This window comes from Psychrobacter sp. UBA2514 (genome assembly GCF_002341255.1).
Taxonomy (GTDB): domain Bacteria; phylum Pseudomonadota; class Gammaproteobacteria; order Pseudomonadales; family Moraxellaceae; genus Psychrobacter; species Psychrobacter pacificensis.
In genome coordinates this window covers 32,018-43,855 of sequence record NZ_DDNS01000022.1, presented here as the reverse complement: position 1 = coordinate 43,855, position 11,838 = coordinate 32,018, and the positions used below count along the sequence as shown (strand labels likewise).

The 11,838-nt window shown below is 45.8% G+C and carries 12 protein-coding genes; 5 read left to right on the top strand and 7 right to left on the bottom strand.

The window, feature by feature from the left end:
* Nucleotides 1–11: 11 nt before the first annotated feature.
* The 3 genes from B3V51_RS07680 to B3V51_RS07670 all read left to right on the top strand — a co-directional run bounded on the left by B3V51_RS07680 (nucleotide 12) and on the right by B3V51_RS07670 (nucleotide 2,931).
* Nucleotides 12–830, top strand: a complete 819-nt coding sequence (locus tag B3V51_RS07680) for a DUF72 domain-containing protein (RefSeq protein ID WP_212564125.1) — start codon at nucleotides 12–14, stop codon at nucleotides 828–830.
* Nucleotides 831–861: 31 nt separating this feature from the next.
* Nucleotides 862–2,016, top strand: a complete 1,155-nt coding sequence (locus tag B3V51_RS07675) for a metal-dependent hydrolase (protein WP_212564124.1) — start codon at nucleotides 862–864, stop codon at nucleotides 2,014–2,016.
* Nucleotides 2,017–2,193: 177 nt separating this feature from the next.
* Nucleotides 2,194–2,931, top strand: coding sequence for a DUF4145 domain-containing protein (locus B3V51_RS07670; RefSeq protein WP_212564123.1), 738 nt, complete (start codon nucleotides 2,194–2,196; stop codon nucleotides 2,929–2,931).
* Between the two features lie 67 nt (nucleotides 2,932–2,998).
* Here B3V51_RS07670 and B3V51_RS07665 read toward each other — a convergent pair whose 3' ends face one another.
* Together B3V51_RS07665 and B3V51_RS07660 are read right to left on the bottom strand one after the other, a co-directional pair.
* Nucleotides 2,999–3,268: a hypothetical protein gene (locus B3V51_RS07665; protein ID WP_212564122.1), complete on the bottom strand. Its 270-nt coding sequence runs from the start codon at nucleotides 3,266–3,268 to the stop codon at nucleotides 2,999–3,001.
* A gap of 220 nt (nucleotides 3,269–3,488) precedes the next feature.
* Nucleotides 3,489–4,118: a superoxide dismutase gene (locus B3V51_RS07660; protein WP_075107319.1), complete on the bottom strand. Its 630-nt coding sequence runs from the start codon at nucleotides 4,116–4,118 to the stop codon at nucleotides 3,489–3,491.
* A 527-nt stretch (nucleotides 4,119–4,645) separates the two neighbouring features.
* Between B3V51_RS07660 and rdgB the strand changes: the two genes are divergently transcribed.
* Together rdgB and tig are read left to right on the top strand one after the other, a co-directional pair.
* Nucleotides 4,646–5,299 (top strand): RdgB/HAM1 family non-canonical purine NTP pyrophosphatase, encoded by a 654-nt coding sequence (rdgB, locus tag B3V51_RS07655; protein WP_212564121.1) that lies wholly within the window; start codon nucleotides 4,646–4,648, stop codon nucleotides 5,297–5,299.
* 439 nt (nucleotides 5,300–5,738) lie between these two features.
* Nucleotides 5,739–7,082 (top strand): trigger factor, encoded by a 1,344-nt coding sequence (tig, locus tag B3V51_RS07650; RefSeq protein WP_186473528.1) that lies wholly within the window; start codon nucleotides 5,739–5,741, stop codon nucleotides 7,080–7,082.
* 205 nt (nucleotides 7,083–7,287) lie between these two features.
* Here the strand turns inward: tig and B3V51_RS07645 are convergent, their stop codons facing one another.
* From B3V51_RS07645 to ureC, 5 genes are all read right to left on the bottom strand, one after another.
* A complete protein-coding gene (locus B3V51_RS07645) occupies nucleotides 7,288–8,040 on the bottom strand; it encodes a HupE/UreJ family protein (protein WP_186473527.1) in 753 nt (250 codons plus the stop codon).
* 51 nt (nucleotides 8,041–8,091) lie between these two features.
* A complete protein-coding gene (gene ureG, locus B3V51_RS07640) occupies nucleotides 8,092–8,784 on the bottom strand; it encodes an urease accessory protein UreG (RefSeq protein ID WP_186473526.1) in 693 nt (230 codons plus the stop codon).
* A gap of 57 nt (nucleotides 8,785–8,841) precedes the next feature.
* Complete coding sequence (locus tag B3V51_RS07635) at nucleotides 8,842–9,636, bottom strand: urease accessory protein UreF (RefSeq protein WP_186473525.1); 795 nt, start codon at nucleotides 9,634–9,636, stop codon at nucleotides 8,842–8,844.
* Nucleotides 9,626–10,264, bottom strand: coding sequence for an urease accessory protein UreE (gene ureE, locus B3V51_RS07630; RefSeq protein ID WP_286708177.1), 639 nt, complete (start codon nucleotides 10,262–10,264; stop codon nucleotides 9,626–9,628). The genes B3V51_RS07635 and ureE overlap by 11 nt, the downstream gene beginning before the upstream one ends.
* A gap of 180 nt (nucleotides 10,265–10,444) precedes the next feature.
* Nucleotides 10,445–11,838: urease subunit alpha (gene ureC / locus B3V51_RS07625; protein WP_286708176.1), on the bottom strand; the 1,394-nt coding region annotated here is incomplete at its 5' end.

Below are 11,838 nucleotides of genomic sequence, written 5' to 3'. Positions count from 1 at the left end.
GAGTGGTCAACATGGACAGTAACCCTACCCCGCGCATTTACCTCGGCACTGGTGGCTATAGCGACACGGATTTGCTCGGTACGCTGTACCCACAAGGTACTAAAAAGACCGACTTTTTACGTGAATACGCCAAACAATACGGTGCAGTCGAAATAAACAGCACCTTCTATGCGCCGATTGGACAAAAGGCATTTTCGGGCATGGTGGATAAAGCCTACGTGCAAGCAGACAGCGCGCTCAAATTCGCCGTCAAGCTGCATCAAGATTTTACGCATGCGCGCAAAGGCACTGCTGAGCACGCCGAGGCATTTTTAAATGCACTATCCCCACTTATTGAAGCGGATGCGTTAGCGCCGTTACTGCTCCAGTTCCCACATGGCTTTGACCGTACTCGCGAGCATCGTCTGTACTTAGCAGAGCTTGCCAGCTGGTTTAAGGACTATCCGCTTGCCATCGAGTTTCGTCATAACGCATGGCACACGCCGCAAGTGGTCGATAGCTTTCGCGAGCAGGGGCTGATTTGGTGCAGTGTCGATTATCCCAAAGTCAGCGGGCTGCCGCCCTCGCGCCTGATATTTACCGAGCGTACCGGTTATCTAAGGATGCATGGTAATAATCTGAACTGGTGGGATGCGATGAGCGCGGCTGATCGTCATGACTACCGCTATAGTGAGGCTGAGATGCAGGACTGGGCGCAAGCGATTGCCAATCAGCGCCAGCACTTTGACACGCTTTATATTTTCTTTCAAAACACCGTCAATGCGCACGCGTACTATAATATTGCGATGCTGCGAGAAGCGCTAATAGCGCACAACTTTGACGTACTGTAGTTAACCTAAACCCTAATTTAATAAGAGCGCTATGGATTCACTCAGTCAAATCGTCTTGGGCGCGAGCGTCCAAGGGGCAGCACTTGGCAAATATCAGGGCCGCACAGCCTACCTATACGGCGCAATACTGGGTACGCTGCCTGATTTGGATGTCCTGATTAGCTACCCCGACCCCATCAGCGACATGACCTACCATCGCAGCTTTAGTCACTCTTTATTTGTCCTGACCGCAGTAGGTCTCGCCGGCGCTTGGCTGATTAGCCGCTACCACCACTGGCGCGATATGCCGCTACCTTATTCAACGCGGCGCTTAGCACTCGCCATGACGTTGGTGTTGACCACCCATCCTATCTTGGACAGCTTTACCGTCTACGGCACCCAGCTGTTTTGGCCACTCCAAGAACCTTTGCAGATGACCCCAATCAGTATTGCCTCCGTCTTTATCATTGACCCGCTCTATACCCTGCCGCTCCTGATAGCGGTAATCGTGGGCGTCATAAAAGGGTGCAAACTTGCGGTATTTAAAGCAGGGATGCTGATCAACTGTCAACGCCTTGCGGTTTGGATGCTGCTAATCAGTAGTAGTTATTTATTATTGGGCTTAGGATTAAAATACCACGCCCAATCCAAAGCTAAGCAAACCTTAAAAGCGGCTAATATCCATACGACGCGCATCAAAACCATGCCCGTCCTGCCGATGATACTCATGTGGCGTACCGTTGCCGAAGATAATGAGCATAGACTGATCGAGATACGCGGTAGTGCCTTAGATAGCCGCTTGCCTGAATATCGCTATCTGACGCAGTACGACAACGCGCAGACGCTACGCGCAAACCTGCCAGCACAAAGCCGCCCCTATGCCCAGCGTCTTGATTGGTTCTCTGGTCACTGGACAGGGTATCGCGTCCAAATGCTACCCGCCGCTTCTACTAGCGATGCAGCCGAACAGCTGGTCGTCGATGATTTGCGGATGATGGCAGGTGACACGGCTTTCTTTAGTTTTGTATTAGCGGAGAAAGCCAATGACAATGCGCAGTGGCAAGCCATCATACCGATAGACGCACCTGTCGTTGCAGTAGACAACGAACCTACACCGTCACGTTTTGAGCTGATTCAGCAAGGCTTCAAACGGGTGTTTGATGAGTCGATGGTAGATGGGGATAGTGGCTGGAAAGTGGTTGAATAAGTCGCAATAAATAGCGCCATATATTCAATGTTTAAAATACCGTCAATGCGTATGTTTATTGTAGTACTGTAACGATACGTGATGCGTTCGGTAGGTCTGGGTTTGAAGCGTTACGAGTCAAAACTCAATTTCTTTATTAAGTAATATTTTAAGTACTGTCAATCTACGGAGTATTAAATGATACCAAACTACAGGGATAATAAGTTTCAGTGCCCTCATTGCAATACTGTTGCGACCCAAGAATGGTTTGATGCTGATGATGCTGGAAGTGCAGCGATCAATATTATTAATCATCTGTATCTCAACTACAGATCAAGTATCGAAAGTTTTTATCAAAAAACCATCGTTCAATTCTTGAATGTAATTGATAATGAATTTCAAAAAAACCTTTATCAATTTTGTCCTAAAGGATTTTCAGTGGCAACATGTTCTTCGTGTGAAGAGTTTACATTATGGGTGAATGAAGAAATTGTTTATCCTAAAAAAACTACAGTTCCACCACCTAATGAAGACTTAGATGCAGATATTAAAGCACTTTATATTGAGGCTAGTAACATTTTAATAGACTCTCCAAAAGGTTCTACAGCCTTGTTGCGTTTGGCACTACAAAAACTATTAACACAAATAGGAAAAAGTGGAAAAAATATTAATAATGATATAAAAAATTTAGTAGCAGAAGGTTTAAGTCCTAAAATACAGCAAGCTTTAGACTTACTAAGAGTAGTAGGGAATAATGCCGTACATCCTGGGCAGATAAACTTAGATGATAATGCAGAAGTAGCCGAGAAGTTATTCAGTATTTTAAACTTTATTGCAGACGAGCTCATTACTAAGCCCAAAGAACTAGAGAGTTTGTATGCAGACTTAATTCCGCCTGATACACAAGAACATATTAAGACTAGAGATAAGAAATAGCATCTAAACTAAAAAAGGACACCCACCGCGTCCTTTTTTCACATCACCCCACGCCAATCACATAGATTCAGGCACAGACACCGCCTTCATATACCAACCTGCACTCACAAATAACAACACCGCCAGCGCCGCGCATTGCATGACCGTCAATTCCTGTGAACAGCTGCCACACACTGAGCAGTCCAAGGGTCATCAAAAACACATTAAATAGCGTCATTACTATCGGTGAGTAGTCAGGAAACGCCCGCATCCCTACCAAGTTGCTAAATATCATAAGGCATAGATTAATGACCGACAGTGTCAAAATAGCAAGTACAGCAATGCGCGCTTTGTTCACGAGCTCCCTCCGTGTTAATTCCATTTTTTATTGAAAATCATTATAGCGCTGCTGAACATTTTTTTCTGATAAAGGTTCGCTGGCGATCACTTACTTTCTGTAATGCATCGATAAAGTGTTCTAAAAATACCCGCAATTTTATCTCGCCCACAAAAAAAGAGCACCAAACGGTACCCTTTTTTGTATCAAAACTTAATCATTAAAACAGGGTTGTTAAAGATTACTCTTCAACGCCTGCGTCTTGACCTTTATATTTTGCGTTTGCGTAGTCCCAGTTTACGAGCTTGTCTAGGAAGGTATCTACGTAGTCAGGACGACGGTTACGGTAATCTACATAGTACGCGTGTTCCCATACATCACAAGTCAATACAGCGACTTGGTCGTGTGCCAATGGGGTATCAGCGTTAGCAGTTTTGGCGATTGATAGTTTGCCACCCACTTTATCAGCGACTAGCCATGCCCAACCTGAACCGAACTGAGTCAATGCTGCGTTTTTGAACTCTTCACGGAACTTGTCATAGCTACCGAAATCTTCTTCGATTTTTGCTTTTAGATCGCCAGTAGGCTCGCCGCCGCCGTTGGTTGGCGTCATGCAGTTCCAGTAGAACGTGTGGTTCCATACTTGAGCGGCTTGGTTGAACATACCTTGCTTGCTGTCATCTTTAGCAGTCGCTTTGATGATTTCTGGTAAGGTTTTGTCTTCTAAACCAGAACCTGGTAGTAGCTCATTTAACTTGTTTACGTAAGCAGCATGATGCTTGTCATGATGATATTCTAGCGTCTCGGCACTGATATGTGGCTCTAGCGCGTCTTTTGCATATGGGAGATCTGGTAAAGTAATATTTGACATAATTATTTTATCCTTGCTTATTTGTCCACTCATACTACTGTCTCTCTAAATACAGACATACCTAAAATAGATACGCCTTAAGAATAGAAACACTTGGTATCGAGCTAAATTGGCTGAGTTGATTGTTTGAAGTGAATGTTATCGCTTAATACACGTGATTGCTTAACACTGTATCACGTATTATTATGAATCCAAAATTAACCTAGCTGTTATTGTTCGTCCAAAAGCCAAGTGTTTGACTCTATAGACTTATATTAACTTAATATTCACAAGCTATAAGATATATTTCACTGTAGCTTGGTCACTATTATAACAACAGCCCCTAATAATATCAGTTACCAAATGTTATAGCTCGTATATTCTGCATCGTCACTGGTTATTTATTCAACGATGACCTTTTACCTCGTCAAACCCTATGCCATCAGTACTAACATCGTTATCGAGGTCGATCTTATAGCATCTATAAAAATGCCAAAAGTTAAAGCTCGGCTAATTCATTCATATTTTTTATATAACGGAACGACCCTATGAGCACTACCGATACCGTACAACTTGCTCCCCAATCAACCTCTAATAACCAGTGGGTGCTGGCCAGCAATAACAAAGGCAAACTGGCTGAGTTTAAACGGCTATTTGCCGAAGCGAACTTGGACGTGACGATTGTCCCGCAAGGTCAGCTCAATATCGACGATGCGATAGAAGATGGGCTCAGCTTTGTCGAAAACGCCATTATCAAAGCCCGTCATGCCAGCCGTCTGAGCGGCTTGCCTGCGATTGCTGATGACTCAGGACTGTGCGTGCCTGTACTCGGTAATGCCCCCGGCATCTACTCGGCGCGCTATGCTGGCGAGCACGGTAACGATGACAAAAACAACGCCAAGCTCATTGCTGACTTGCAACCATTACGCACGACCCAGCCTGACACACCGATTGAGGGTATGTTCGTTTGCGTGCTGGCTATGGTGCGTCATGCAGATGACCCGCTACCCATTATTGCTCAAGGCTTATGGCGCGGTGAGATCTTAGACGCACCGCATGGCGACGGCGGTTTTGGCTATGATCCATTGTTTTGGTTGCCTAATCTACAAGCCAGTGCGGCAAGCCTAAGCGCGGCTGATAAAAATCGTCTCAGTCATCGGGGGCAGGCTATTCAGCAATTATTGGCACAACTGCCTTTATAGATTCTCTTATAAAAATTTTATAGGTTCTCTTGTAAAATAAGTGCGCTTGTCATCGCAAAAAACCTTAGAAACCCTGCCGTCAAAGAGATAATTTTTACTTTAATAAGCAGATAGATTATACTGTTCTACTTTTAAAATTTTGTTGAAGGCCGTTATTTGCCTGTATAATTCACCAAAAAGCGTTATTATGCGGTGCATTAACGGTTTATAACTGATATTTGGTAACCCTTGCAACTTCGACAGTGTCACCCTTTAGTATCAGCGGCGATTGCTACTGGTGCTGATTTTGAAGTGGCGGGCTTATCATTATCCCCTATTTATTCCAGCGGCAACCGTCGTACACGCCCGTAATTTGAGGCACGGTTTGTCTATTACCATTTAACCCTAAGTACTATCTCATTAATCAAACGTACTACTTAATCCTAAAGGTGTAATGAACATGGCTACAGATTTGCAAGTCACAACCAACAAGCTATCTAATAAAGAGACTCAGCTGACGGTTAAAGTACCCGTTGAAAAAATTCAAAACAAAGTAGAAGGCCGCATCAGCCAAGTGGCGAAAACCGCTAAAATCGACGGTTTCCGTAAAGGCAAAGTGCCAATGTCGCACATCCGCTCACAGTACGGTGCGGGCATCCAGCAAGAAGTGATCAACGATGTGATCCGTGATACGGTCTTTGAAGCGATCAAATCTGAAGACATCCGCGCGGTTGGCATGCCAAACATCGACGACGTCAAACTTGAAGACGATTTCTTGGTATATCAAGCCACCGTTGAAATCTTCCCAGAAATCGACGTACAAGGTATCGATGAAATCGAAGTTGAGCGTCACACGGCAACCGTCAGCGACGAAGACGTCGACACCATGATCGAAAACCTGCAAAAGCAGCGTCAAGAGTACGTTGAGAAAAAAGGTAAAGCGACTAAAGATACTCAGGTCACTTTCGACTTTGAAGGTTCAATCGACGGCGAGAAGTTTGAAGGCGGTAGCGCTGAAGACTTCAAACTAGTCATCGGTAGCGGCCAGATGATTCCAGGCTTTGAAGACGGTATCAAAGGCATGAAAGCTGGCGAAGAAAAAATTATCGATGTGACTTTCCCAGAAGATTATCAAGCCGAAAACTTAGCAGGTAAAGAAGCTCAGTTCAAGATCAACGTAAAATTGGTTGAAAAACCTAAGTTACCTGAGATCGATGAAGAGTTCCTTGAGCTATTTGGCGTGACTGAAGGCGGCGTAGACAAACTAAAAGAAGATGTGCGCAAAAATATGGAACGCGAAATCAAGAACGCCGCGCGTAGCCAAGTGAAGCAAGCGACTTTTGATGCATTGCTAGAAAAGAACGAGTTTGACGTACCAAGCGCCATGCTAGAGCAAGAAATCGAGCGTCAACGCAATATGATGATGCAACGTTTTTCTCAGCAGTTTGGTGCGAGCGCTGATAGCTTTGATAAAGACATGCTGCCAAATGAGCTGTTTGAAGAGCAAGCGCTACGTGCAGCCCGTCTTGGTATCATCGTTGCCCGTGTTATCGACACCGAAGGTCTAGAAGTGGATCAAGAGCGTGTTGAAACCTTCATCAAAGAAGCGGCTGAAAACTACGAAGATCCAGCGGAAGTGATCGAGTACTACACCAATGACAAGCAGCAACGCGCTAACATTGAGTCTGTGGTACTAGAAGACCAAGTAGTAGATTACTTGATCAGCCAAGGCAAAGTGACTGACAAAGAAGTCAGCTACCAAGATTTGCTAGCGGCTCAGCAGCAACAGCAGCAAGGTATGTAATCTAGACTGAGCGCTGTATGCTGTTAAACCATAACACCACACAGCACGCTTGTTCTACATATCAAAAAATACGGCCCCGATTGATGATCGGGGCCGTATTTTTTTGTGCACGCTCAATGGCTTTTTTGATTAACCAATCGCTAGCATGGTCGTTACGCAAGACGTATCAGCTAAGACTACGCTCAAAGTCTTGCAATAATACACCCTATACTAGAGCAGGTACAAACACTGCACCCAGTCCAAGTACGACCAGACCACGCTGTAACCATAAGTTATCACCTAGGCGCTGCTGTAGCTGCTGGCTGACCAACGTACCAACTGCATATAGCGCCAGCATCGTCACTAGCATCCCTGCATAAAAACCCAACTGACCACTTACGCCAGCATTCGCTGGTACTTCAAGGGCATGTGCCAATCCGTGAAAGACCGCCAAACCACCAAAACCAAACAACGATAGTTGCTGGATGCTTGGCGTATGCGCTGGCTGCGTACGCGCTGAAAAAGCTTCTTGTCGACTCTTATCACTCATCAAAATCAGAGCCAATACGACCACTGATAGCGATATGGCAATCTCAATCCATCCAGATGATGCCACAAATCCAACACCGCCAACCAACACCCCAATAGTGCCCAAAACGGCCCCTAGTGATAATCCAGTTGTCAGTGACATCATACCTAGGCGCTGCTTTTGTAGTCCATAAAACAACATGCCCATACCGACTGCCAAAAACAGATGATCAAGACCAGTCACTGGATGCATCAGTCCCGCTTGCAATGTGCCCAAAAACGAGGGCGCTTGTATAGTAGCCGAGTGAAGATGACCCGAATGTGCCTGCGCCAACGACGGTACCATCGTAAAGGTTGCAAGCGTCATTGAAGCCGCTGCTATTTTTCGAGAAGATAAAGCCTGTGAAAAATGGGATTTATGACTGTGATGCTCTTTTGTATGTTGTGTCATGGGGTTGACTCCTTATGATGAATATTTTAATGATTGATGAGGGGCTATTGGTTAAGCGAGCATCATACCGTGCTCTTTGATAAAGGCAATAATTTCATCCAGACCATCACCGGTTTTCATATTGCTAAAGACAAAAGGCTTATCGCCACGCATTTTTTTGGCATCGCGCTCCATCACCTCAAGCGATGCGCCAACCATTGGGGCAAGATCCGTTTTATTGATGATTAATAAATCTGACTTGGTGATACCAGGGCCTCCTTTACGAGGTATCTTATCACCCGCTGAGACGTCAATGACATATAAGGTCAAATCAGACAGCTCTGGGCTAAAGGTCGCGGCAAGATTGTCACCACCCGACTCAATGATAATCAATTCTAGGCCCTCAAAGGTTTCTTGCAACTCGGCAATGGTCGTCAGGTTGATCGACGCATCTTCACGAATCGCAGTATGCGGACAGCCGCCCGTTTCTACGCCGCGAATACGTTCAGCGGGCATCGCATTATTGCGTGTCAAAAACTGCGAATCTTCTTTGGTATAAATATCATTGGTGACAACTGCCATATTGATCGTATCACGCAAGTTTTGACACAATTTTAGGGTCAAAGCGGTCTTACCACTACCGACTGGCCCGCCGATGCCGAGGCGTAAGCAGGATAAAGAAGCAGGCGGATTTGACTGGTCATTATCAATATGTGAGTCAGGTGTAGATTGGGTGCTTTTTGGTTTGATCGGGGTTAGAGACATGGTAAGCTCCTTAAATGTTTCATATAGGAATAGTGATAAATAGAGATAAAGGTACAGTTATGAGCGGAACAACCGGCTGTATTGCTCCTCATGCATACTTGAGAGAATCGCCAAATTGGGCAAGCTATTAGAAATATTGAGCCTGTCATAGAGGTCTTCGCACAGCTTTTGACAACCCTGATGTTCACTCATATTGAGCGTGTCGGTCGCTTTTGATGACGTGATTACATCCTCAAAGGCTTGCTGTATGCTATCGCTCAGCGCTCCAACTTCAGAGCCAAGATCACTTTGCAGCTGCCACAAGATACGCTGACCCGCCATTTGCCCGAGTGGTACGGTCTTGACAGCAGCGAGCACCATATTTTCCAATTGAGCAAATCCATAGGTGGTCATCGACTGCATGAGTGGCAGCTGCCAATGCTGGGCAATGTGAGCAAAAAGTGGTAAATAACCATCATCAGGTATCTCAGCAGGTATACCAAGATTCAGTACCTCGTTGAGCCAAGATACCATTGCTTGTGCCAACTGCTGCGACTCTAGTATAAACTCTTTACTCTCAAGGCCTGCATGATAATCATGTGCCAGATTTGCCGCTAGCGCTTCATGACCTTGATCAAGCGCACACATGATCAGTGCCAATATAGGTAGCTCGTAGCCAATGATAGCCAGCGCAAGATAGTCTTGCATAAAGGTAAGCGTACTGACTTCATGAGAGATAATGCCTGACTCAATCGCTGACTCTACGCCTTGCGAGTAGGTATAGCTACCAATCGGCAAGTTACTAGAGGCCAGCATCAACATCTGCCCAAGTTGGACAGACTGAGTAGGCTGAGTACTGCCATCAACCCTCATTTGAATGACCTATAGACACATTATGTTGGCTGTGGCTGTCATCATGGTTATGATTGTGATTGTGATTGTGGTTGTTGTCATGGTCATCATCATGGTTATGCGCGTCATTATGCGAATGCGTATGAGCGTGAGAATGGCTATGCGAATGCCCGTGTCCTGTCTGATAAGCGCCTGTTTCAGGCTCAAACGGCACTGATGCAGACTCAGTATGCAGCCCAAGATTTTCTAGCATTTGTGCCAGTACATGATCGTTTTCAAAATACAGCGCGTACCCTGCTGCACTGTGCTCAAACATCAACGGCACATGGCGATTGCCCAAATGATACGCGCCTTTCATTAATAAAAAATCATCGGCTGCCATCACTTTGGTCACCGCTTGCGGCTTGGCAATAACTTGCATTAACTCCCCTGCGGCATTGGTGAGGACGTCATCTCCTTTTAAGACACCAGTACGAGTACGCGGCAAATCGATACCGACCGCCTCCCCTGAAACTGTCACAGCTCGAAATCGCGAATGCTGACGAGTATCAAAGTCCAAAAGCAGATAGTCATCCGCTTGGCGCTGGGCAGTCAATTGCGCTTGTTGGATATCACTTAAGGTAGGGAGACGGGTATTAAATATTTTCATAAATATAATGCTCTGTTTACTGTGGCTCAAATGATTGAATAATAGTATTGATAATAAAAGTGCCCAAAATGGCTGTCAGCAATCAATGAGAAGATCACGCCAAAACCAGCTCTCTATAAGCCTGTGACACGCTTTTTAAGACAGCCTTTAGCCGTTTGTCTTTAAATCTTAAAATAAAAATCAGAATAAAAAATAACGCTGTGCCATGGGCAGTACCTCAGCAGGCTCACAGGTAAGCGTTTTGCCATCGGCACGTACTTCGTAGGTCTCAGGATTGATGTCCATATCTGGGCAGTAGCTGTTGAGGCGCATATCGCTTTTGCGAATCTCACGTATCCCGTGGACAGGCTGAATCACTTTGGTCAGTCCAAGCTGCTTATCGACTTGTTTGTCTATCGCCGCTTGCGACATAAAAGTGATACTGGTTTGAGCGACTGACTTTGGATACGACGCAAACATAGGACGATAATGCACAGGCTGAGGGGTGGGAATAGAGGCGTTGATATCGCCCATCGGTACCGCAGCGATCAGGCCGCCTTTGATGATGCATTCAGGTTTTACCCCAAAAAACTTGGGCGACCACAGCACCATATCCGCCCATTTACCCACTTCAATGGAGCCGACCATATCGCTAATACCATGCGTAATCGCAGGATTTATCGTATATTTTGCGATATAGCGTTTGATGCGAAAGTTATCATTGTCCGCGCTTTGATCGTAGTCGGTCAGAGTAATATGCTGCGCTTGATGCTCTGTTTGTGCTGTCGCATCTGGAGCCAGATGACCACGCTGAACTTTCATTTTGTGCGCCGTCTGCCATGTGCGAATGACCACTTCACCCACGCGCCCCATCGCTTGTGAGTCACTACTCATCATCGAGATAGCACCCAAATCGTGCAAGATGTCTTCAGCCGCGATGGTTTCTTGACGAATGCGGCTTTCGGCAAATGCTACGTCCTCAGCGATAGCAGGGCTTAAATGATGACAAACCATGAGCATATCGAGGTGCTCGTCAATAGTATTGACGGTATAAGGCCTAGTAGGATTGGTGGAAGATGGCAGCACATGCGACTCGCCAATGGCCTTTAGAATATCAGGCGCATGGCCACCGCCTGCGCCTTCGGTATGAAAGGTATGGATACAGCGGTTTTTAAATGCGCCTAGTGTACTCTCAAGATAGCCACTTTCATTTAACGTGTCAGTATGAATCGCAACTTGCACATCATAATCGTCAGCAACGCTCAGACAATTATCAATAGCTTGCGGCGTCGTACCCCAATCTTCATGTAGCTTTAACCCCACGGCACCCGCTTCGATTTGTTCAGCAATTGGAGTGGGCACACTCACATTGCCTTTACCCAATAGCCCAATATTCATAGGGATACTATCGGTAGATTGTAGCATTGAGGCAATATGATATGCCCCCGGCGTACAAGTAGTCGCGAGCGTACCTTGGGCAGGGCCTGTGCCACCGCCTAGCATCGTGGTCACCCCCGACATCAGCGCCGTCTCACACTGCTGAGGCGCGATAAAGTGAATATGACTATCGACGCCGCCTGCGGTGAGGATTTTGC

What these genes read in the sequence shown, in the direction of transcription:
- B3V51_RS07680 (WP_212564125.1), top strand. Translation starts at nt 12, where the DNA reads ATGGACAGTAACCCTACCCCGCGCATTTACCTCGGCACTGGTGGCTAT.
- B3V51_RS07675 (WP_212564124.1), top strand. Translation starts at nt 862, where the DNA reads ATGGATTCACTCAGTCAAATCGTCTTGGGCGCGAGCGTCCAAGGGGCA.
- B3V51_RS07670 (WP_212564123.1), top strand. Translation starts at nt 2,194, where the DNA reads ATGATACCAAACTACAGGGATAATAAGTTTCAGTGCCCTCATTGCAAT.
- B3V51_RS07660 (WP_075107319.1), bottom strand. Translation starts at nt 4,118, where the DNA reads ATGTCAAATATTACTTTACCAGATCTCCCATATGCAAAAGACGCGCTA.
- rdgB (WP_212564121.1), top strand. Translation starts at nt 4,646, where the DNA reads ATGAGCACTACCGATACCGTACAACTTGCTCCCCAATCAACCTCTAAT.
- tig (WP_186473528.1), top strand. Translation starts at nt 5,739, where the DNA reads ATGGCTACAGATTTGCAAGTCACAACCAACAAGCTATCTAATAAAGAG.
- B3V51_RS07645 (WP_186473527.1), bottom strand. Translation starts at nt 8,040, where the DNA reads ATGACACAACATACAAAAGAGCATCACAGTCATAAATCCCATTTTTCA.
- ureG (WP_186473526.1), bottom strand. Translation starts at nt 8,784, where the DNA reads ATGTCTCTAACCCCGATCAAACCAAAAAGCACCCAATCTACACCTGAC.
- B3V51_RS07635 (WP_186473525.1), bottom strand. Translation starts at nt 9,636, where the DNA reads ATGAGGGTTGATGGCAGTACTCAGCCTACTCAGTCTGTCCAACTTGGG.
- ureE (WP_286708177.1), bottom strand. Translation starts at nt 10,264, where the DNA reads ATGAAAATATTTAATACCCGTCTCCCTACCTTAAGTGATATCCAACAA.